This window comes from Streptomyces sp. NPDC002306, assembly GCF_053593435.1.
In genome coordinates, this window is record NZ_JBSFCK010000015.1 from 59,201 (window position 1) to 79,729 (window position 20,529).

General features: G+C 70.6%; 12 protein-coding genes. 5 read left to right on the forward strand and 7 right to left on the reverse strand.

Annotated elements, in window-relative coordinates:
• The first annotated feature begins 136 nt into the window (after window positions 1-136).
• From ACWCQK_RS26340 to ACWCQK_RS26350, 3 genes are all read left to right on the forward strand, one after another.
• On the forward strand, window positions 137-3,031 hold the full coding sequence (locus ACWCQK_RS26340) for a BTAD domain-containing putative transcriptional regulator (protein WP_451158902.1): 2,895 nt from the start codon (window positions 137-139) through the stop codon (window positions 3,029-3,031).
• A gap of 502 nt (window positions 3,032-3,533) precedes the next feature.
• Window positions 3,534-5,150, forward strand: coding sequence for a 4-hydroxyphenylacetate 3-hydroxylase N-terminal domain-containing protein (locus ACWCQK_RS26345; protein WP_451158904.1), 1,617 nt, complete (start codon window positions 3,534-3,536; stop codon window positions 5,148-5,150).
• A 474-nt stretch (window positions 5,151-5,624) separates the two neighbouring features.
• Entirely contained in the window at window positions 5,625-8,408 is a 2,784-nt protein-coding gene (locus tag ACWCQK_RS26350) for an AAA family ATPase (RefSeq protein ID WP_451158906.1), read from the forward strand.
• Window positions 8,409-8,558: 150 nt separating this feature from the next.
• Here the strand turns inward: ACWCQK_RS26350 and ACWCQK_RS26355 are convergent, their stop codons facing one another.
• The 5 genes from ACWCQK_RS26355 to ACWCQK_RS26375 are packed head-to-tail and all read right to left on the reverse strand — an operon-like array spanning window position 8,559 to window position 17,063.
• Complete coding sequence (locus tag ACWCQK_RS26355) at window positions 8,559-12,050, reverse strand: hypothetical protein (protein WP_451158908.1); 3,492 nt, start codon at window positions 12,048-12,050, stop codon at window positions 8,559-8,561.
• Between the two features lie 47 nt (window positions 12,051-12,097).
• Window positions 12,098-14,833 carry a S8 family serine peptidase gene (locus ACWCQK_RS26360; protein ID WP_451158910.1) on the reverse strand — a complete coding sequence of 912 codons (2,736 nt, stop codon included), beginning with the start codon at window positions 14,831-14,833 and terminating at the stop codon, window positions 12,098-12,100.
• A gap of 39 nt (window positions 14,834-14,872) precedes the next feature.
• Entirely contained in the window at window positions 14,873-15,856 is a 984-nt protein-coding gene (locus ACWCQK_RS26365; protein ID WP_451158912.1) for a hypothetical protein, read from the reverse strand.
• The gene (locus ACWCQK_RS26370) at window positions 15,853-16,311 is read right to left on the reverse strand and encodes a hypothetical protein (RefSeq protein WP_451158914.1); all 459 of its coding nucleotides are present in this window, start codon (window positions 16,309-16,311) and stop codon (window positions 15,853-15,855) included. The genes ACWCQK_RS26365 and ACWCQK_RS26370 overlap by 4 nt, the downstream gene beginning before the upstream one ends.
• A complete protein-coding gene (locus ACWCQK_RS26375; protein ID WP_451158916.1) occupies window positions 16,311-17,063 on the reverse strand; it encodes a hypothetical protein in 753 nt (250 codons plus the stop codon). Before ACWCQK_RS26375 ends, ACWCQK_RS26370 begins: the two co-directional genes overlap by 1 nt.
• Before the next feature lie 433 nt (window positions 17,064-17,496).
• Between ACWCQK_RS26375 and ACWCQK_RS26380 the strand changes: the two genes are divergently transcribed.
• Together ACWCQK_RS26380 and ACWCQK_RS26385 are read left to right on the forward strand one after the other, a co-directional pair.
• Complete coding sequence (locus ACWCQK_RS26380) at window positions 17,497-18,270, forward strand: AfsR/SARP family transcriptional regulator (RefSeq protein ID WP_451158918.1); 774 nt, start codon at window positions 17,497-17,499, stop codon at window positions 18,268-18,270.
• A gap of 71 nt (window positions 18,271-18,341) precedes the next feature.
• Complete coding sequence (locus tag ACWCQK_RS26385; protein WP_451158920.1) at window positions 18,342-18,545, forward strand: hypothetical protein; 204 nt, start codon at window positions 18,342-18,344, stop codon at window positions 18,543-18,545.
• Between the two features lie 196 nt (window positions 18,546-18,741).
• Here ACWCQK_RS26385 and ACWCQK_RS26390 read toward each other — a convergent pair whose 3' ends face one another.
• The gene (locus tag ACWCQK_RS26390) at window positions 18,742-19,146 is read right to left on the reverse strand and encodes a VOC family protein (RefSeq protein WP_451158922.1); all 405 of its coding nucleotides are present in this window, start codon (window positions 19,144-19,146) and stop codon (window positions 18,742-18,744) included.
• 172 nt (window positions 19,147-19,318) lie between these two features.
• Complete coding sequence (locus ACWCQK_RS26395; RefSeq protein WP_451158924.1) at window positions 19,319-20,203, reverse strand: hypothetical protein; 885 nt, start codon at window positions 20,201-20,203, stop codon at window positions 19,319-19,321.
• Window positions 20,204-20,529 lie beyond the last annotated feature (326 nt).

Here is a 20,529-nt window from a genome sequence, read left to right on the forward strand (position 1 = left end):
AAGTGGGCCAAGGACGCCAGGTCATCACCACCGCACCATCATCAGACGGAAACTCGTAATCCCTGAGCCTGCGAAAAAGGTGGTCCGCCGCCAGAGGCTCAGCCGACGCATACACGAACTCCTCGACCACCACACGGTGGTGAAAGTCCTTGCGACCGCCGGTGCCGGCAAGACGACCGCGGTGGTTCAGGCGCTTCGCGACCTCGACAGGCCTGTTGCCTGGGTGTCGCTCGACGGCACCGAGCAGGCGGCTGGGCGTCTGCTCGTCTACATCGAGGCGGCTGTCGAGAACATGGTCCCCAGTGCGGCGGCTGTCGCCTCGGATGCTCTGAGCAGCAGCCTTCAGATCGGTGAAGCCGCTGGACTGCTCGCCGAAAGCCTGCAGGGCAGTCGGCTCATCGTGGTCTGCGACAACGTGGAACGCATCGCTTCCGACGAAAGCTGCACCGCCGTACTGTCCTCCTTCGCCCGCTACCTGCCGTCCGACGCGAACCTCGTCCTGATCTCGCGCGTCGACGTGCAGCTCGACCTGGTCTCGACCAGCGAGCGCGACCGGGTCGGCGAGCTGGTCGAGACCGACCTCGCCTTCGACGTCCAGGAGGCGAGCGCGGCACTTCGAACGGTCGGCGACCTCAACGTCGACCCCGCGCAAGCGGTAGCCGCGACGGCGGGATGGGTGACCGGCGTCCTGTTCAAGGGGTGGCGCCACGCCCGCTCTCGCGAGATGGATCCTGGCTCACTGCACTCCTACGTCGCCGCGAACATATTCAACTCCCTCTCCCTGGCCGAGCGGACATTCCTGCTCCATACCAGCCCGTTGGACGACATATCGGTCAGCGGAGCTCGCGCACTGGGCCAGGAGAACGCGGCGCACATCATGGCCGGCCTCCGGGGCCGATATCTTCCGGTGACGTGGTCCGCCGATGGTTCGCGCATGGCACCCCACCCCATATTCCGCGACTTCCTCCAGGTGACCCTCGAACGGGAGGACGCCGAGACCGTCAGGAAGGTGCGTCGCAGATACGCAGAAGTACTGATCGCCAACGGCGCGCGCGAGGAAGCCGTCGACGAACTGCTCCGGCTCGGCGATGTGGAGGCGGCCGGGCGGTTGGCCGCAGCCGCCCTCCCGAACCTGGTGGCGCGCATGGACTTCGCCCCGGCGGCGCGCTGGCTCGACGCACTGGGTGCCTCGGTCCGGACCCCGACTCCGGAGATCGGATCCGTCGTCCTGCGCGTTGCCTTCGCACTGGAGCAATGGGGCCGCGGAGTTGAGTTCATCGATCGGCACGGCTACGACTGGCTGCCGGAGCCAGGTGCCCCCGACTCCGAGGAAGCCCGCGTCCTGGCCTGTTGGTGCCTTTGGCACTCCGGACGTATCGACGAGGCCCGAACCATCGGCGACCAACTGCCGCCCGGCCGGAACCGGCGCATCGCCGACACATTGATCGCGGGCGCAACCGGCGAGGAACCGCCGCCCTTCCCCGAACACTCATCGACACCCTCCGGCCCGGTCGACGGTCTGCTGATGCGCCTGGCCTTCATCCGCGGTCGCCTTGACGGACTCGACGACCCAGGCACATTCGACCCGTGGCGCACTGTCCTCGGGGGCCCCTGGGTCGTTGCCGCATTGCGCGCCACGGGACGTCTGGACGCCGCGATGGCCATGTACGAGCCTCGTCACAGTTCGTCGCAGCCGGTCTGGCTGCATGCCGTCGACGCGGTCGATCTCATGCTGGACCTCGGCCGCGGAGAAGAAGCCTGGTCCTTGCTCAAGCGCGGGCGAGACCTCATCGCGTCAACAGGTTCCAAGGTGTTCCACAACATGAGCCTTCTCGCCGAAGCCAAACTGTGGCTGCGCCTCGAAGGCAACCGGCAACGCGCCGACCGCGTGCTGGCGGCGGCCGCCGCCAACGGCGCCTCGGACTACGCCCTGACGCGCGAGACGTGGCAGCTGTGGACAGGCCTTTCCCTGCTGTTGCAAAGCAGGGACGCTGAGGCGCAGGAACACCTCTCGGCATGCTTGCTGAGTATGCAGCGAGGAGACCGCCAGCTCGATCTCCCGACGGCTGCGGTGTATTTGGCTGAGGCGCAATGGCGGCTCGGCCTCGAGGATGAGTCCGACGCCACGGCAGAGCTGGCCTTCGTCTCTGCCTCGACCCACAGGACCCAGCACTTGCTGCTGACAGCGTTGGCGGACATGCCATCGGTCGCGTCCAGGGCGGCGGACACCAAGTCCAGTCGCATGTCGCACTGTCACGAAGTCCTGGCCGTGCTCTCGGGCCGGCACCCCGTGCGCGTGAACGCGAGCGCCCCACGTCTCGTCCTCGAGGAGTTCGGAGAGCCGACCCTCACCGTCGACGGGAATGTCGTCCAGCCTCGACTGACGAAGAGTGTGGAGCTGCTCAGCTATCTGCTAGGAAGCCCTGACCGGAGGGCTACACGCGATGAGCTTCTCGGCGCGCTCTTCGGCGGCCGCAACGACGCCGCCAGCCGAAGCTACCTGCGCCAAGCCCTCTTCCGGCTTCGCCAGGCGCTCCCCGCGGACCTGGGGCCGTCCCAGGACGGGGATGTCTTCAGTCTGGTCGGCCCGGAGCTGGCGATGGGCTCGGCCCAACGAGCTGTTGACATTGTCACGCAAGCCGGACGGCAGGACGGAGCGGTTCGGCTCCAGACGCTCTTGCACGCCCTCGGCAGTACGGACAGAGGCCCTTTCCTGGCAGCGGTGGAGGGCAGATGGATCGCGGAGCGTCGCGTGGCTCTGACCGAGATATTCGTGTCGGCCAGAGTCGACGCGGCCAAGGTGGCGTATCGGCTGAACCAGCTACGTGAAGCGAAGGGGCTGGTCGACTGCGTGCTCCGCGACGATCCCTACCGCGAGCAGGCCTGGCAGCTCGCCATCCGGCTTGAGCATGCCAGCGGCAGCGATGACGCGGTGCTGGCGCTCTATCAGCGCTACATCGCACGGATGAGAGAGCTCGGCGTCGCACCGTCCGACGAGATTCGCCGACTTGTCACCCAACTGCGCCGGTAGGGGCTCGCGTAGACGGGCGCGACTGCGGCGTGTGGCGCAAGTGCCCGGATGCCACTGCTGTACCTGACCGGCCTCGCCCAGTTCGCGAAACCCGAGCGTCTGAGACAGGGCCCGTTCTCCACCGACCCCCGACTCGTCACCACCGGCCGGCGTCGCACCCCCCGCCTCGCGAAGAACCGGCCTGGACAACAATGATCAGCAGTTGCCCGACACACCCCGCGGCGCTTCCACAACCCCGGCTGACCAGCTGCTTCCCGCCCCTACGAGCAGCCTCACCCTGACCGCAGCCCTGAAACCCGGCGCTCACCCGACGCGACAGCAGGGCCATCAACCTGCCCACAGGCAGGAATCTCCGCTCCCGACGAGCAGAAGGCGCCCGTCAGCAAGCTGACGAACCCTCATGCGGAAGCGAGATCGAACAGCAAGCTAACACCCTCTTCGCAGCCGGTTAACACCTCGACCGTGACGATGAGCCGCGTTCCTGGACAACTGGAGGCATGACATGAGGACCGGTTCCGAGTACCTGGAATCTCTGCGTGACGGACGTAACGTCATCATCGACGGCGAGCGCATCGAGGACGTGACAAAGCATCCTCTGACCCGTGGCTACGTCGAGCAGGCCGCTCACTTCTACGACCTGCATCACGAGCCCGCGAACCAGGACTCCCTGACCTTCGTCGACGAGGACGGCACGCGGCGTCCGATCGGCTGGCTGTATCCGCGAGACCAGCGCGACCTCGAGCGACGGCGCGACTACGCCAACCAGGTGATCCGCAGCTTCGCCGGCGGCGCGTTCGGCCGCCTCCCTCAGAGCAACAACGGCAACTGGTACGCCCTCGTGGACGACACCGCCCCTTGGGCCGAGCTGTCCAAGGACACGCCCGCGCACGTCGACCTCGCCCGCAACATCGTCACCGACTTCGAGGCCAACCGCGACGCGGACCTCTGGACGGTACCCCTCCTCAACGACGTGCAGCGGGACCGCTCGGACCCCGGGGCGGCCGCGCGCAACCCGATGCTCCGCGTCAAGGAGCGCAATGACGAGGGCATCGTGGTCGAGGGCTGGAAGGGGGTCTCCACCGCGGTCATATTCGCCGACACCATTCTGCTCGGCAACATCGTCAAGCCCGGGACGGAACCGGAGCACATCATCTGGGCGAGCGTCCCGGTGAACCACCCCAAGGTCACGCACGTGTGTCGCCGTTCCAACGCCGCCTCCGCCGAGGCCGACTTCGAGCGGCCTTTGTCCAGCCTCGGCGACGAGCTCGACTCCATGGCGTACTTCGACGACGTCCTCATCCCGTGGGAGCACGTCTACCACCTGGGCAACGTCGATCACTCCAGGCTGTACGCGCAGCGCACGTTCGACTTCGAGCACGCCGACACCCTGCACCACATGATCGTCAACGCGGAACTCATGACCGGACTGGCGGTCCTGATCGCGCAGACGACGGGAACGCTTCAGCACCCGGTCGTGGGATCCGACATCGCCGACCTCGTCCGCTTCCACGAGACGCTGCGCGCCTTCACGATCGCCTCGGAGTCGACCGCGTTCGTGACGCCCAGGGGGCTGTGCAAGCCGAACAACATCTTCTACGACTTCGGCCGCGCGCACTACCTGGAGAACGTCAGCCGGCTGTCGGAGAAGATCGTGGAGATGTGCGGCCGTTCGGCGGTGCTGTCGCCGAGCGTGAAGGACTTCGAGGTTCCCGGGATCGGCACCAGGCTGCTGGAGATGTTCCACGGCACGACGATGAGCGCGCACGACAAGGTGCGGCTGTTCAAGTTCGTCCAGGACCGGTTCCTCAGCGACTGGGCCGGACGCTTTAGGTCGTTCGAGAGGTTCCAGGGCACGCCGCTGTTCCTCATCAAGCTGCTGACGATGCAGCGCATCTCGACCGACCCCGGCGGCTCCATCACCGAACTGGCCCGTGAGGCGATCGGTCTCGGCACCTCCGGCGAGATGACCGCACGCGTCGTCGCCGAGCGCGAGGCGCTGTTCCCCTCGGCAGATGCCGGCGCATCAGTACCCGCGCGCGCTCGGGCCACCGATGCCAACCAGGGCTTCTCGCTGGACGACAAGGACCAGCCCGACTACATCAAGACCCAGGACGCATGACCGCTGCCGATGTGCCCGGCCCGCAAGCTCCCGCGGGCCGGGCACATCGGCAGTTCGCTTCGCTCGTCAGCGATTCAGGAGGCCGTCCATGAACGTGCTCCGCATACTCTCGAGTGCCGTTGTCACGTCGCGGGGTGTGTGAGGGCGACGGTGTGCAGGAGCGTTGTCGACCTGGGACGTTGGCTCTAATCCAGTCCCTCGCGGGTTGGCTGACTGCCCCGTTGATCTGCTCAAAGTCGGCGAAGGGGATGGTCCTTTCGGCTCGTTGGCCCGATGACGCATCGTCGACTTCGTCGGAATGAGTGGTCTTGCCCTGTGCCGAAGACCACGGATGACACATCATGAGCGAGTGCCGACCCGGTTGCCATGGCCACGGGACGGCATGGAGGGGGCGGCGGCGCGGATCGGGGGGCGGGCAGTGCTGCAGCAGCACCGCACAGGGGCGTGCGGCGGGGCGGGGACAGGGAGAGTGCCGTGACCGGGGCGGATCCGGTCGGTCGGCGGCGGGAGTTCGAGGTGCTGGACGGGCTGCTGGCTTCGCTTCTCGACCGCGGCGCCGCACTGCTGCTGAGCGGCGATCCCGGGATCGGCAAGAGCACGCTGCTGGACTACACCGCGCGGCGCGGCCGTGCGCGGGTGCTACGGGCCCGGGGTGTGGAGTCGGAAGCGGTCCTGCCCTACGCGGTCCTCGCGGAGGTTCTGCTTCCGCTGCGCCAGCACTTCGCGCAGCTGCCGGGATCCCAGGAACGGGCGCTGGAGGCCTGCTTCGCCCTCTCCGACGCCACCGCCGGCCCGGACCTGTACGCGGTGTGTGCGGGCGCGCTCGGGGTACTGGCCGCCGCCGGGGACGAGGATCCTCTGGTCGTGCTCGTGGACGATCTGCACTGGGCCGATCCGTCGTCCCGGCAGGTGCTGCAGTTCGTGGCGCGCCGTCTGGAGTCAGAGCGGGTCGTCCTGCTCATGGCAGCGCGGTCCGGCCCGGGTGACGGGACCGCCTGGGAGGGGGTGCCGCGACTGCCGCTGTCGGGGTTGGACCGTGAGGCGTGCGAGGAACTGCTGCGCGGTCTGGGCCTGGACCCGGCAGAGCCCGTGGCGGCACGGATCGTGGAGCTCAGCCAGGGAAACCCTCTGGTGCTCGTGGAGTATGCGGCGACGCTGCGGGACAGCCGGGGAAGCGGGTCGGATCCGTGGGCGACGGTGCGAGAAGCCCCGGGACCCATGGTGGAGCGTGCCTGGCAACGGCCGCTGCAGGCCCTTCCTCCGCAGACCCGCACGGCGCTGGTGTATGTGGCGGCCAGCCGCTCCGGGGACATTCCCGTGCTGGAGCGGGCGTTCGCCGCGGTCGGTCTGCCGATGGCGGCTCTGGGACCGGCCGAGGAAGCGGGCCTGGTGTTCGTGGAGCCGGAGGGAGGCTACCGGCTGCGGCATCCGGTGTTGCGGCCGCTGGTCCTGCACGGGTGTCCCTTGGACCAGAAGCTGCGGGTGTACCGGGTCCTGGCCGAGGCATCGCCCACGGAGCTGCGCGCCTGGTACCTGGCGGCCGCGGCGACCGGACCCGACGAGGAGGTGGCCAAGACACTGACGGCCGAAGCCGAGCGGGCCCGGCGGCTCGGTGCCCTGGGTACGGCGGCCGAGACCTGGTACCGGGCGGCCGAACTGTCACCGGCGCCGCACGACCGCGCCGTACGCCTGCTGCACGCCGCCTCGGACGGCTTCCACAGCGGCGATGTCCGGGACGCCGTGCACTGGTGCGTGCAGGCGCTGAGGTGGAGCAGGGATCCCGCTCTGACAGCGGACATCGAACTGCTCCGCGGACAGGCGTGCGCCTGGTTGGGGGACCCGGCACAGGCCCATCGCCTGCTGGTGTCGGCCGCCAAGGCGATCCGGCCCGCAGACCCGGCACGGGCCGCTGTCCTGTACGGCGCGGCCACACTGCCCGCGGCGATGTCCGGGCACGTTCTCCTGGCGCTGGAACTGGCCCGGGAGTTTTCCGCGCTCGCCGGCGCCGCGCCCGCCGACGGGCACGGTGCGGTTCAGCGCCGGCGGCTGGCAACGGTGCTGTTCGGGGCCGCACAGGCACTGGCCGGCCAGGTGCGCAAGGGCCGGGAACTGCTGGTGCGGGAGCACGCGGCACTTCCCCTGGCCACGACGCCCGAGCTGCAGCAGGTGACGGTGCAGATCGGTGAGGGCCTGTCATGGGTGGACGAGGACATCGCCGCCGGATCCCTGCTCAGCGAGGTCGTCGACGGCATACGCCGTGGTGGCTCGCCCGGGATACTCCCCTACGCCCTCGCGGCCAGGTGCGAGGTCGACAGCTGGCGGCACTGGGCCGCCGCCCGCGCGGACGGTGCCGAGGCCGTGCGCTGGGCCAGAGAGCTCGGGCAGACGGCCATGGGCGGCTATGCGCTGATCCAGCTGGCCCGCCTCGACGGACAGCGCGGCGACCGCGCGGGCTGTCAGGGACGCATCGCCGCATACCGCGGGCACGGCGGCGGACCAGGCACGCAGGGTCTGGAGGTCTTCGCGCTGGGGGCGCTCGGATCGGCCGCGTTCGCCGCGGGCGAGCTGGACGACTGCGTGCTCCACTTCGAGCGCGCCTTCGCGCTCGCCAAGGATTCAGGCCTGGCCAACCCCAACATGCTGACCTTCGTCGCGGACCTCATAGAGGCCCATGTCCACGGCGGGAAACGCGATCGGGCAGCCGAACTGGTCGCCTGGCTGGAGGAGCGCGCCACGGCGACCGGGCTGGCCTGGCCGGAGGCAGCCGCGGCACGCTGCCGCGCCCTCCTGGCAGCCGGCCCCGACGAGGCAGCGCGGTGGCTGGCCACGGCCGAACAGGCCCATACCCGCCGCGAGATGGTCTTCGAACAGGCACGGACCCGGTTGGTGCATGGCCAGGTCCTGCGACGGATGCGCCGCCCGGCGGCGGCACGGACCCCGTTGCTCGCCGCACACGCGTCCTTCACCGCACTGGGCGCCCGGCCCTGGGCCGCGAGGGCCGAGGCCGAGCTCGCGGCAGCCGGGCACCGCACGGTCACCCGGGGCGCGGTGGCGCCGGTGACCGATCTGTTGACGGCACAGGAGCTGCAGGTGGCGCGGGCCGTCGCCGAGGGGCTGAGCAATGTGGAGGCGGCGAGCGCACTGTTCATGTCGCGCAAGACGGTGGAGGCGCACCTCACCCGGGTGTACCGCAAACTGGGCATCCGATCGCGGTCCGACCTGGCACGGACACTGGCGGGGGCCGGGGTGGTGCGCTGAGCCGTGGAGTGCGGGCGGATCATGGCACCAAGACGCAACACCCGCCTCCGGCTGCGCGCGTCGCAAGAATGGCAGCGGGCGGGTCGTCACGGTCGGCACGCGTCTTCGCAGTCGCACGCGCGGCCGGCACTGTGCCTCTCCCTCGCTGCGTCACGGATAGAGCCTCTGGTAGGTCTGCCACACGTGCAGGCCGTACTCCGGCTCGTGGGGGTTGTTCTGCTGGGCCACCGCCCGTACGACGGTCTCCGTGGCCGGAGCGGGTGACGTGGCGAGTTGCGCGATGACCCTGCCGCGGACGGTGGGGATCACCAGCGCGGTGCCGTTCTCGGACACCGCCACGGCCTCGATACGGCGACCCACGTCGTCCGGCATCGCCGCCACCGCCCTGCGCTGCCAGCCGGCACGGTTCTCCCCCCAGAGGGCCGGCCTCTCGGCGTAGGCCCGCAAGCTGGCCTCGCCCAGGCCCAGCCGGTCCGCGGCGGGAAGAGCCGCGAGCGAGGCGGTGAGACACGCCCGCCGTGCGGCAAGGGCGGAGGCCTCCTGCTCCTTGGCGGACCGTTTCTCCCGCGCCGCCTTGTCCGCAGCGGCTTGCCCGGCCACCTCCGCCTCCTTCCGTACCCGGCCCAGGGCTGCCCTGAGCGCCTCCGCCCGGAACATGGTCCTGACGTCGTCGTCGGTGAGGCCGGTCGCCGTGATGTCCCGACGGTGAGCCGCGACGAACGGGTCCGGTGCGATGCCGGGACCCCAAGCGGTCGCGACCAAGGCGAGCAGTCCGGCCACGGCGGTGACCCGGGCGCCCGCGGCGTTGAGCTCCTTCAAGGTCAGCGCGGGCCGCGCCCGGTCGCGCAGCGCCTTGTGCCGGCGCAGCACGGTGATCGCGTACGGCATGGTGGCCTGCTCGATGGTGGCCATGCTGGCGTGCACACCTGCGACCGTGTCCAGCGTGGACTCCCTGGGCAGGGGGTAGTCGCGGCCCCGGTTGGTCTCCCAGACGCCGATGCAGCGGGCGATGCGCAGCGTCAGTTCCTCCGCGGTCGGCGACGAGACGGGCGACACGGGCGCCGCCTCCGCGTCCGTCGGCCCAGGTGCCGGGCCGAGCAGGCCGGGAAGGCGTACGGCCGGTACCTCGCAGTGCGGTTCGCTCACGCGCGTCACGGTCAGACGGGGCCGCTGACCGCGATGGAACCTGTCGCCGACGTCCGCGGTACGGGAGCCCGGCCGGTAGAAGCAGTGCACCTGCAGATCCGGGTCGGCCTCCAACCAGTCGGTCCAGGTCCCGACCGATCCCGCGTACGTGGTGTCCAACGCCCAGACGCCGGTCAGTTCCGCGAGGGCGCCCTGCCGCATCGCCGGATCCCGTCGGCTTTCGGCGAGCGGCTCCAGGAGATCGTAGGCGCGCGAGTGTCCGGCGAGGAGCAGGTTCGTCAGGGCCGGTGACACGGTGCCGCGTACCCGGCCCACTTGATCCAGTACCTCGTCGACCAGGCGGTTGAACCGCTCCGGCCGGCCCAGCGCGTGCCGGCGCTCGAACCCCCTGCCGAAGGCATGCTCACCGCCGGGGTGGGCCCAGTCCAGCAAAGGCACGGCCAGCACCAGGGGACGCCCCGAGGCGTGCACGGGGGCGCCCAGCGCGAACGGCCGGTGGGTCACGAATCCGGCGGGAGCCTGTCCCGGCAACGGGCAACCGTGGAACAGACCGTGCGCGAAGACCAGGACCTCGACGCTCTGCCCGGACAGCGCCCGCTCCGGGCAGAACACGGCCACGGGCAGCGCGGTCGTCGCGGACACGAAGGTCCACAGCTTGCCACCCAGATGGCCGGTGGTCTCGGGAGCGCCGACGGGGGCCGCCTCGGCGTCCGCCGGCCGCGCCGGTGCGGGCAGGCACGGATGTCCCGTGGCGGGCACGAAGTTGACACCTCGGGCAAGGGCCTCCCCGACTCCGCCGATACGCGCGTCGAAGTGCATCATGTCGCCGCTTCCCCTCGCGCCCGGGCCGAGGTCGACCGCACCCCAGGCCAGGCAGGCGTGGTCGCGCAACGCGACGACGAGGTCGCGGGAGAGCGTGAGGAAGCCGCGGCCGGGCGGCTCATGGCCGCAGAAGTCGCTGTCCTTCTGCCTCAGGCTGCCGCGGTCCTGTTCGATCCGGGTCCGCCAGGTCGCCGTGGCCTGGTCGAGGGATTGGCCCTGGCCCACCAGCCCCGCCGTTCCGTTCGACCGCCCGGACTCCAGGGCCGCCCGCAGCTTCGCCGTGTCCTGGCCCAGGGCGAAGTAGGCGATGAGTTCGTCGCTGCGCCGGCGCACCTCCTCCCAGATCCGCTCGGTGGACCGGTCGCGGGCGGCGCCCAGTTGTGAGAAGTACTCCGGAGCGCTCTTGTGCTCGAGCCTGGTCCCGGAGATCAGGAGGGCCGCGTGCCGCACGGCCTGCCAGCTGGTCGGACGGTGGATCCACGGATTCGCCTTGAAAGCGATGTCGAGGGCGAGTCCGAAGGTGTGCACACTGCCCGTCGACGCGCCTGGCCGGGCACCGCCGTGCCGCTCCTTCAATTCCAGCGTCGCACCGAGCGCGGCCGGGGTCATGCCGCGATACGCCGGGAGCGAGAGCAGGTGGCGTTCCGCCTTCCGCAGCCTGCGGACCAGCAGGACGTGCAGCCCGTGGCCGTGCTTCGTCCGCCAGCCGAACACGGACGGGTCTGTCATGGCGTCGAACCAGGTGGCGGGGGTGAACTCGTTGGAGGTCAGGGACGCGAGCGAGGTCTTGTCGTCGACGGCGTGCAGCCGTTTGAGCGCTGCGGCATTGCCCCGGTCGGCGCCGCGGAAACCGGAGCCGGACCGCACGATCAGCCCCAGACTGTCGAGGGTGGATTCCCCGGCCTGCCCGTCGTGCTCCCGCCGGTCGCAGTAGCACTTGATCTGGAACTGGTGCACGCACTCGACGAGGACAGCGTCGGTGTCCGGGCTCGACGCGTCGACCGCCTCGCCGGGCTGCCGCTTGTTGCGGCGGTCGAGCGCCAACTGGACCGCCGCGGGGTCGACGTAGTCGCGCAGCGCGGCGCGGATCTCCTCGACGGTCACCCCCGACACCGCGGAGTGCGTCCGGCGGGTCCAGGCCACCGCCTTGGCCGACGCCCGGGCGGACAGCAGGGAGTCGGCCACCCGGGCGCGTTCGGTCTCGCCGAACGGCGCAACGGCCGCGGCCGTGTCGCGCCGCACGGATGTGCCAGGCCCGACCTCGTCACCGAAGTCGTGTTCGTGGACGGGGAATTCGCCCGACGGCGGATCCTCACGGCGGCGGTCCGCTGCGACGACGGCCGGCTCGACGGGCAGCGGCTCCGAGACTTCGGCCCGCCCCCGGGGGCGCAGCAACAGGCGCCCTGGCGTGAACGGCCCCCGCGCGAGGCCCGGTTCAGCGAGTTGGGCCGGGGTGAGGGCAACACATCGGCCGTGGCCGGCCCGGCCCAGCGCGACCTCGATGAGGAGGTCCCCCGCACGCGGCGCCCGGCGGACTGCGCGGCCCGGCGCCGCCAGTACCTCGAACCTGTCGTCGATCCAGCGTGCGAGGCGGCCGTTCGGGCGATACAGGTACTCGCGGTACGCGGCCGCGGGAAAGGCGCGCAGCAGGACGACGGCGTCCTCGGACTCCATGCTCGGCTCCTTCGGTACGAGAGGTGCTGTGCCCCAGGACATCGCCCCTATCGCCGGGGCACGACGCTCGCGACCACCTGTCCGCGACGGGCGGTGACAACTTTCACCCCGGTCGATCCGGGCCGGGCGATCTCGGCCTCGACCACGGACGGGGGGACGCCCCTCGGATCGATCCTCTTCAGGGCCCGTGCCATCACAGGGGCGTACGCCGGATGGTCCGGGCCGATGCCCAGGGGCCGCAGTCGGGCGGCGGTCCGGGCGCCCAACTCGGCCCGGACCTGGGCCATGTCGGGCGCCATCCGCTCCAGGGCGTGCTCGCTGTACCACCGGCCGTCGATCCAGGTGCCGCCGCCCTGCGGGGGCAGGTCCCAGACCGGGTCGGTCAGCGGACGCGACCGCACGGTGGGAGCCGGGCGCGCCGGGACCGGTCGCCCTGAACCCAGCGCCCGTCCCACCCCGTACACCACGCCGAGCGAGAGCAGAAACTCCCCGGCCGCGCCGAGCTGTGCAACGTGGTCGCCGGTGAACAACTCCCAGCCGCCGCCCCTCTGCCAGCCCCGCTCCAGCGCGAAGTGGAGGGGGTCGACGTCCCGCACCACGCGGTGGAGCCCCAACTCCGCGCGAAGGGTGGCCGGGTGTTTGTCGACGTGGTTGGCGACGATACGGCGGCGGTTCTCGTAGTTCGCGTACCGGGCGGCGCTCGGGGGGCCCGCCCCGAACCAGGCGTCGGCCCGCGTGCGTTCGTCGGCGGTCAGACGCGCCGGGTCGACGGGCGCGCGCATCCGCAGCAGTCCGGGCGTCCGCGGATCGATGAACGCCTCGATGTACCCGCGCTCCAGCTCCGACAGAGGGTGCCCCCAGCCGGTCCGGCCGGCCCGGACCTGGCGGGCCCAGTACTCCGCCACGTCACGGGGCTTCTCGTTCTCGCTGATCAGCAGCACCACGTCGTCGTACGAGTCTTCGGCCGGTACGTCGTCCTCAGCGGCCGGTGCCCTTCCGGCGCCCCTGGCCGCGACCAGTTCCTCGGCGTCGGCGACGAGACGCGCGATGTTCAAGTACCCGCTGCCCAGCCGGAACCGGGAATCGGCCCCCGCCGGCGGATCACAGCTTCCGAGGACCAGCGCGCGGATGTCCCGTGCGTCGAGCCGGCCGCCCGCGACCTCGAGGCAGAGTGCCACGGCACCGGTGACGTGCGGTGCCGCGAAGCTCGTACCGCTTCCACGGACCAGCAGGCCGGTGTTGCGGTCGGTGCCGGGCGGCGCGGACCGGGCGGCGAGCACGGCGACCCCCGGGGCGACGAGGTCGGGTTTGCGGCGCCCGTCCCGCGAGGGGCCCGCGCTGCTGAACCCCGCGGGCGGCCGGGCCGGGTCATGGGCGTCGTAGGCACCCACGACCAGCGGCAGCCTGCTGGTGGCGATCGCGCCCAAAGTCGTGGCCCGGTCGCTGTCGTGCGAGGTGAAGCGGGTCTGGCAGCCGGGGCAGCGGTCGTCCCGCTCGATGAAGGAGTGGTAGCGGCCGCGGACCACCCGGCGGCCCTCCAGCGCGATCGTCCAGTCGCCCGCACAGCCGACCGGGTCGATGTACGCGACGATGTGGTGGTCCCCGTTGTTGGGGTCGTTCGCCCGGTGGTAGACCCGCCCCACTACCCGGCCGTCCACCCGGATGTCGGCCCGCTCGCCCAGGCCCACCCAGCGTGTGGCGGTGCGTCCTGGCGGACTGAGCCGGACGGCGAACTCGTCCCGGCCGTCGTACCAGATCTCCACCTCGTTGGTGGTCACGTCGGTCGGATGGACGACGAAGGTCAACTGGTGCGTCTCGCCTGCGTCGAGGGTGCCGCGCGCGTGAGCTCGCCATTGGAGGTAGTTGCCGGCGGTGTTCACAATGAACGTGCCCGTCCTCGAGGAGAGCAGCTCGTCGAAGGCGCGCTCGACGAGGGTGGTGCCGTCCTTGGGACCGCAGATACGGCCGGCGCTGATGTTGATCACACACGGATGCGAGCCCGCCGTACGGAATATCCAGTCGCACGCCTCCAGCAGGCGCACGGAGTCACCGAAGTTGCCGACACCGCCGGTACGACGGTCGGCGAGGTGCACGAAGAGCAGCTCCGCGTCGGGGGCGACTCCCGCGGGGCCGCCGGCCCGGCCGTTGCCGGCCGCGATGTCCAAAACCCGGGTCCCGTGCGACCCGCGGCCGCTGGGATCGGCGATCGCCGGGTGGTACCCCAGTCGCTCATAGGGCCAGGGGTCCCGCAGGGCCCGGTCGATCTCCGCCCTGCTGTGCACATGTCCGTAACCGTAGGGGTCCGGCCGGGAACCGGCGGCCTGCTCCCGCTGATCCCACAAACCCAGAAAGCGCGTGACAGGAGACTGCGGATCCAATGCGTCGGGCGGCCGCTGGAACGCGGCACTGGCCACGTCCGCGCCCCAGTCGACCGCCGCGACGACCACGCCCGCCCCGGTCGGCCCGAGCAGCGGCCCCCGCCGCAGGTCGGCGCGGCGAGGCAGCGGACGCGCCCCTGGGCTGTCGGGCACCGCCGCGTCCGGCTCACGGCCGGGAACGACGCCGCGGGCCGCCTTGACGCTCAGAACCTCGGGCCGGGCCCGTACGGCGACGATGTCCGAGATCGGGATCCGGCAAGTAGCGACCGTGCCGAACCGGGAGACGACCCGCACGCCAGGCACCTCGACACCCGGCTCGCGGAACCGGACGACCGCCTCGACCTCGCGGTCCGCGTCGGCCCCCGCTTCGGCCCGCAGCACTTCCTCCCACAGAGCGGGATCCACTATGCCCTCGCAATCGTCGGCCGGTGGTCAGTTCTTGTCTTAGGACGGATTCTGGGACGTGTCTTGGCCTTGAGTCGCCGTGTCCTGGTTCTGAGTCGCCGGGCCCTGGTCCTGAGTCGCCGGGCCCTGGCCTTGAGACGGGTCGCCGACCGACTGCATGGCCAGCCCCCATCCGGGTGCCGGAACGACGGTGACGGTGATGGGGATCCGTACGTCCTTGGCGCTCGCGATCACTGTCACGGAACGCGTTTCGTCACCCGCCTTGTACTCCCCGGTGACCGGGTCAACTTTCAGCACGGCCTGGTCGGTCGACTCCCAGGTGACGGTGACATCGGAGAGCGTCCGGCCCTCCTTGTCGACCGGGTAGCCCACGAACCTGCCCGTCTGCTTCGCCTGGACGCTGTTAGGGCTCACCCGGACGTCGGCCACACCTGGCTTGGAGTTCGTGAACTTCCCTACGAGGAAGATGCCACCGATCAGTGCGCCGCTCAGGAACGCCGGGTGCAGCAGAAACCCTTCCACGCCCTTCTTGTTCTGGTCGCCCGGAAGCAGGGCGAGGGGTGCGAAGCGCGCCGCGGCCCGGACGAATTCATGGTCCGCGAGGGTCTCCTGGTACGTGTCCAGGGCCTGGCCGACCGCACCCGTGGCCAATGCCGAGTACATGGACCGGGTGGCCCGGCGGTTGGCCTCGTCGATGGCCCGCCGCATGGAGTCCAGCTCCGCCTTGTTCTCGAGGTCCACCGCACGGACCCTGACGGTGGCCGGACTGGGCCGCCCGGAGGACCGCGGCGGCACCTGCGGCGGCTGCGGCGCCCGACGGGCCGGCGCCTGCCGCTGCCGCTGCCTCCGCCGGGCGTCCACGATCTGGCGCCGCCGGCGCTGCTCCGCGCGCGACGCCTCGCCGTAGGCGTCCCAGCCGGCGTCGCCCCATGCGTCTCCGTACGCTTCCGCCTCGTAGGCTTCTGCCTCGGCGTCACCCTCGTAGGCTTCCGCCTCCAGGGCCTCGAACGCTGCCTCACTCATCGGTCCACTCCCTGTGATGATCGATGGTTGTTGCCGCTATGTCCTGACTCCGCGCCGCCGCCCGCTGCCGCGGACATGCGCGCGACGGCCGGTCCCACCAACTCCGCGAACAGCTCCGGATCCGGCAGCATCCAGCCCGGCGTGCCCGCTCCCCCGCAGACCTCGCAGTCCGACACCAGGCCCCAGCACTCGCAGGCCCCCAGCGCGGCGGAGACGAGGATGTTGGTGTCGGCCAACCCGTCGTACATGGGGGACGGCTGAACCTGTGTCACGACGGTCCGGTCCACCAGCCCGTCGTCCTGCTCGACATCGGCGTAGAAGGTCGTGGGGTCGGGCATGCGTATGTCGCCCCAGCTCGCCATGACCTGCATCAGCAGCCGTTGGGCGAACCCGGCGGGATCAGGACGGACCCGCTCGAACAGCGCCTGTACGTTGTCCAGCTCCGTGGTGTCCATCAGTACAGCCCCTCCCAGGCGGCCGCTTCGGACAGTTCGAGGTTGTCCGCGCCGAGCAGATCGGCGTACAGCGCATCGGGTGACTCGGCCTCCCCGATCGCCTCCGCGTCAGCGGACCCCCGCTCCAGGTACATCAACGCGTCCGCGTCGGCGGCCGCCTCCGCGAAGAGACGGCTCAGCTGCGACAGCACCTGGGCGTTGGGGATGCCGCTGACGGACTTGCGGCCCTGGGCGCCGAGAGCGGTTGACAGCAGACTCTGCAGGACGTCCTGGTGCTGGCTGAGCACCAGACCCTTCGCTGCAGCGTGCGACCCCCCGGCGACCGCAGCCGGCGGTACGACGCCCGGCGGTACAGCCGTGAGCGGCACGGACGGAACGACCGGCGGACCGGGAGCCGGGGGCCCGGCCGCCGCACGAGGCGCGGCGCGGCCGCCTGTGAGCGCCCCGGCCGCGAGGGTCCCCAGCCGACCGCCCACGGCACCGCCGAGGGGGCCGCCGACCATGCTGCCCGCGACGCCGCCCAGCGCCGGCAGGGCCGCCCCGGCCACGGACGCGAACGTCGGATCGGCCAGCACCTTGCCGGCGTCCTTGGCGATACGGTTGAGCGCGGAGCCGAAGTTGAACGCCTCGGCCGGGCTCATCGCGTCCAGAATGCTGTCCAGGGCCTCCTGCATCTCGTACTCGCCCGCGACCGCGTACTCGTCGCGCAGCGCGGACCGCAGGGCCTGAGTGAGCTCGTGCTCCCGCCTCATGGTGAACCTCCTCTTGGAGCACCGTAGGGAGACGGCTGTCACCCCGTCGTCACCAGTGCGTCACCCCACGAATCCGGCGCGGGCCAGGCAGTGGCCCTGCGTTGGGAACGCCCAACATGGGTTCTCTCAAGGCACGTTGTGGGCTCGGCCCGACAAGGCCGTCGACCCGGCCTTCGGTGTCCGTTCCGCCGTCGCCGCGCCCACCACAGCCGTCACGTCCCTGAAGCCCCGATCCCCCGCCACCCTTGTGCGGCCCGTCGGCCGGTCACCGGAATGCCTCACGGACGAGACCCGACGTGGGCCGATCCGGTATCACCGCCGCACCTGTCTCGACGTTCGTCAAAGCAGCGGCACATGGGGAGTTCCCCGATGCGCCGGACCACAGACGTGCAGTTGCGTAGGGCAGGTCAGCGCATGCTCCAGGGGGAGGGTCATGGCATCGACAGGCTGGACGGCAGATCCGTCACTCACCGCTCTCAGTCCCCGGCTCTGCCTGCTCGGCCGGTTCACGCTCGCCTACGGCCCCACCGTCGTCGCTCTCGGGGCGGGCGCACAGCGGCTGCTCGCCTACCTCGCCCTGTGCCGGCACGGCACCCGCGCGGTCGTCGCGGGCACGCTGTGGCCGGAGGTGACGGAAGAACGGGCGCACGGCAGTCTGCGTACGGTGTTGTGGCGGTTGCACCAGGGGCGGGAGCCGCTCGTGCGCAGCGAGCGCGACACGCTGTCGCTCAGCGAGACCGTCGCGGTGGACGTCCGTGACCTGAGGGTGTCGGCCTTGCACTGCATCGGCGCGCCGACCGCTCTTGCGGACGCGATGGACGCGCCCTCGGACCCGCCTCCCGATCCGGGGCGACGCGTTCTCTTCGCCGGTGACCTGCTCCCCGGCTGGGACGAGGACTGGATCGTCTTCGAACGCGAACGCCTGCGCCAGCTCCGCCTGCACGCTCTCGACGCTCTCGCCCACCGGCTCGTCGCGCAGGGCCGGAGCGCCCTCGCCCTCGAGGCAGCGCTGGAGAGCGTCCGCGTCGAGCCGCTGCGCGAGAGCGCCCATCGGGCCGTGGTCGCCATCCACCTGGCCGAGCACAACGTGGTGGAGGCGATCCGCCACTACCGCGCCTTCAAGGACCTGCTCCGCGACGAACTGGGTATCGCCCCCTCACCCTCGTTCGCCTCGATGCTGCCGGACCGCCTGGTGACCGACGGCTGACGGTCGGGTGACACCGCAGCCCGACCCTGGTCCCGACGCACCCCGAGTCTCCCTGCGACGAGCGGAGCGGCATGAGCGACGTCCTGCGGACCCCGACCGCGATCCTGCTCGTCACGGTGTGGTGCGAGCCCGGCACGTCCCTGCTGCGGGCCCGGATCACCAGCACCACCGAAGCGCGGGTGCCGGGCACCGTCCGCTACCTGTCCGGCCGGGAAGCAGTGCTCGCGAGTGTGCGCGACTGGCTGGAGGAGCGTGAGGCGGAATTGCGGGACTGACTGGCCTTCAGCAGGTGCTTGGGCGATGAGGCCGCCGTATTTCGATCGCGGTTCCACTTCAGCGGCTTGACGGGGCGGCCGCTGGTGCCTTCAGCCGTATTGCGGCCGCAGCCGAAGAGGAGCGCTTCGCGTCCCCATGGCAGTTGACCTACGACACCGAATGGCAGGCCAGGGCACTCCCTGGCCTGCCACTGCCTCACGAAAGTGTCGGCGTACCCTCGTGGCTGCCATAGGGCCGCGTGATGATCTCCATGCCATGCCCAGCCGGATCCATGAAGTACAGGCCGCGCCCACCATGGTGGTGGTTGATCTCTCCAGGCTGCTTGAGATGTGGATCGGCGTAGTACGTGATCCCGGCCTGCTGGATACGCGCGAAGGCCGTGTCGAACTCCTCGTCAGAGACGAGGAACGCGTAGTGCTGCATGACGATCGACTCCGCCGGGACGGAGGCGAAGTCCAGGGTGACCCCGTTGGCGGTGGCCACGGGAATGAACGGGCCCCACTCGGTCCCGATCTCAAGCCCCAGGACGTGCGCCAGGAACTCGGCCGACTCCCGGTTGTCCCGGGCATGGATGATGGTGTGATTCAACTCGACTGACATCTGTGGAATGCCTCCGCAAGGCAATCTCACGGGCACCTCCATGCCTCACCCAGTCGGTGACCGACACGCGATGCCGTGCCCGTGATCCTAAGCAACACCGCTCACGACGTCGAGAGCGTTCCCCCGAACTCCGGCCGACGACGACCACACAGCGTCATCAACGAGAAAAGACTCAGGCGCGGGTCCATATGTGCATGACTCCGAAGTCCGAGGTCGCGTATGTGTACCAGGTGCCGTCGGCCAAGGCCTGGGCGGCGCTCGTCACAGGGAATGGGTACGTGATCTGCTCGGGGGGCTGCTGTCCTGTCGAGAGCAGCCAGTGGCGACCCTCACCCCACTCCTCGTCGCTCTCGACGGTCCCGGCGATCAGGGTGGTCTCGTCCAGGAAGCCGCCGGCCCAGTCCCAGGCGGACCAGGCTTCGTCGTTCTCGGGTTCGGCTTCCGGATGGCGCGGGACATCGGACTCGACGTCCCACCGCGCGAGGATCGACCCGTCCGCGGTGTCGTGCACCGCGAGCGTGTCCTGGTCATGGGACACGGTCATGAAGCGCTCGCCCGACGGGTTCAGCCCGATCAGCGCGAGGTCTTGAGTGTCGAAGTAGTTCACGGTCAGGGTCCGGCCGTCCCAGCGCCCCCAGCGCAGGGGCGCTCCGTCCTGGCCCTCCCCGATACTCAGCCCCATCTGACACGGGTCCGGATGGGCCAGGTGATCGCTTCCGGCCGCCGCGGCGCGGGCGTCCACCCGAGCGAGCACCCGACCGTCGTCAGCCGAGACAATCAGCCACTCGTCAATCACCCCGTCCGCCAGTTCGCCCTCCGGCAGCGGGCCACGCACATGTGCCCACACCAGCCGGCCGTCCGACGAGAACCCGGCCGAACCGCTCTCCAGATACTTGTGATCAGGCTGGTCGCCATATTCTTCGTAGGACTCGTGCATCTTCAGGCAGGCGCCGTACCAGCACCCGTGCCGGATCTCCCAGCGCAGGATTCCCGACGGCTCCACCGCCCGTAGCGCGTGCACGCCCGCGAAGACGGCGAGGCCTCCGTCCGGCGCCACGGCCCAGGTCCCCCGCCGCTGCGGCCAAGGCGCCGGAAACCTGACCGACGCATCTTCAGAACTGAGCGTGTAGGAGTCGTCCAGGGGGACCCAGAGTGCCTCCCGGTCGCCGCGCTGCAACAACACCGTACGACCAGCCGACCGTGACAACCGTGGTGCCCTCGCCTCCGACGCGGACAGTGGCGCGGTCAACGTGGCGACCAGACGGGCAACGACAGGGGACACGGGACTCTCCTGGGCAGGGCGGATCACTGTATGCGGGCGAACAGTACGACACGGCAATGACATCGCCCGCCGCGGCAGAGGGGAACGCCCCCCTTCGGCAA

Coding starts and splice junctions, on each gene's coding strand:
- ACWCQK_RS26345 (WP_451158904.1), top strand. CDS start 3,534: ATGAGGACCGGTTCCGAGTACCTGGAATCTCTGCGTGACGGACGTAAC.
- ACWCQK_RS26355 (WP_451158908.1), bottom strand. CDS start 12,050: ATGGAGTCCGAGGACGCCGTCGTCCTGCTGCGCGCCTTTCCCGCGGCC.
- ACWCQK_RS26365 (WP_451158912.1), bottom strand. CDS start 15,856: ATGAGTGAGGCAGCGTTCGAGGCCCTGGAGGCGGAAGCCTACGAGGGT.
- ACWCQK_RS26370 (WP_451158914.1), bottom strand. CDS start 16,311: ATGGACACCACGGAGCTGGACAACGTACAGGCGCTGTTCGAGCGGGTC.
- ACWCQK_RS26375 (WP_451158916.1), bottom strand. CDS start 17,063: ATGAGGCGGGAGCACGAGCTCACTCAGGCCCTGCGGTCCGCGCTGCGC.
- ACWCQK_RS26380 (WP_451158918.1), top strand. CDS start 17,497: ATGGCATCGACAGGCTGGACGGCAGATCCGTCACTCACCGCTCTCAGT.
- ACWCQK_RS26385 (WP_451158920.1), top strand. CDS start 18,342: ATGAGCGACGTCCTGCGGACCCCGACCGCGATCCTGCTCGTCACGGTG.
- ACWCQK_RS26390 (WP_451158922.1), bottom strand. CDS start 19,146: ATGTCAGTCGAGTTGAATCACACCATCATCCATGCCCGGGACAACCGG.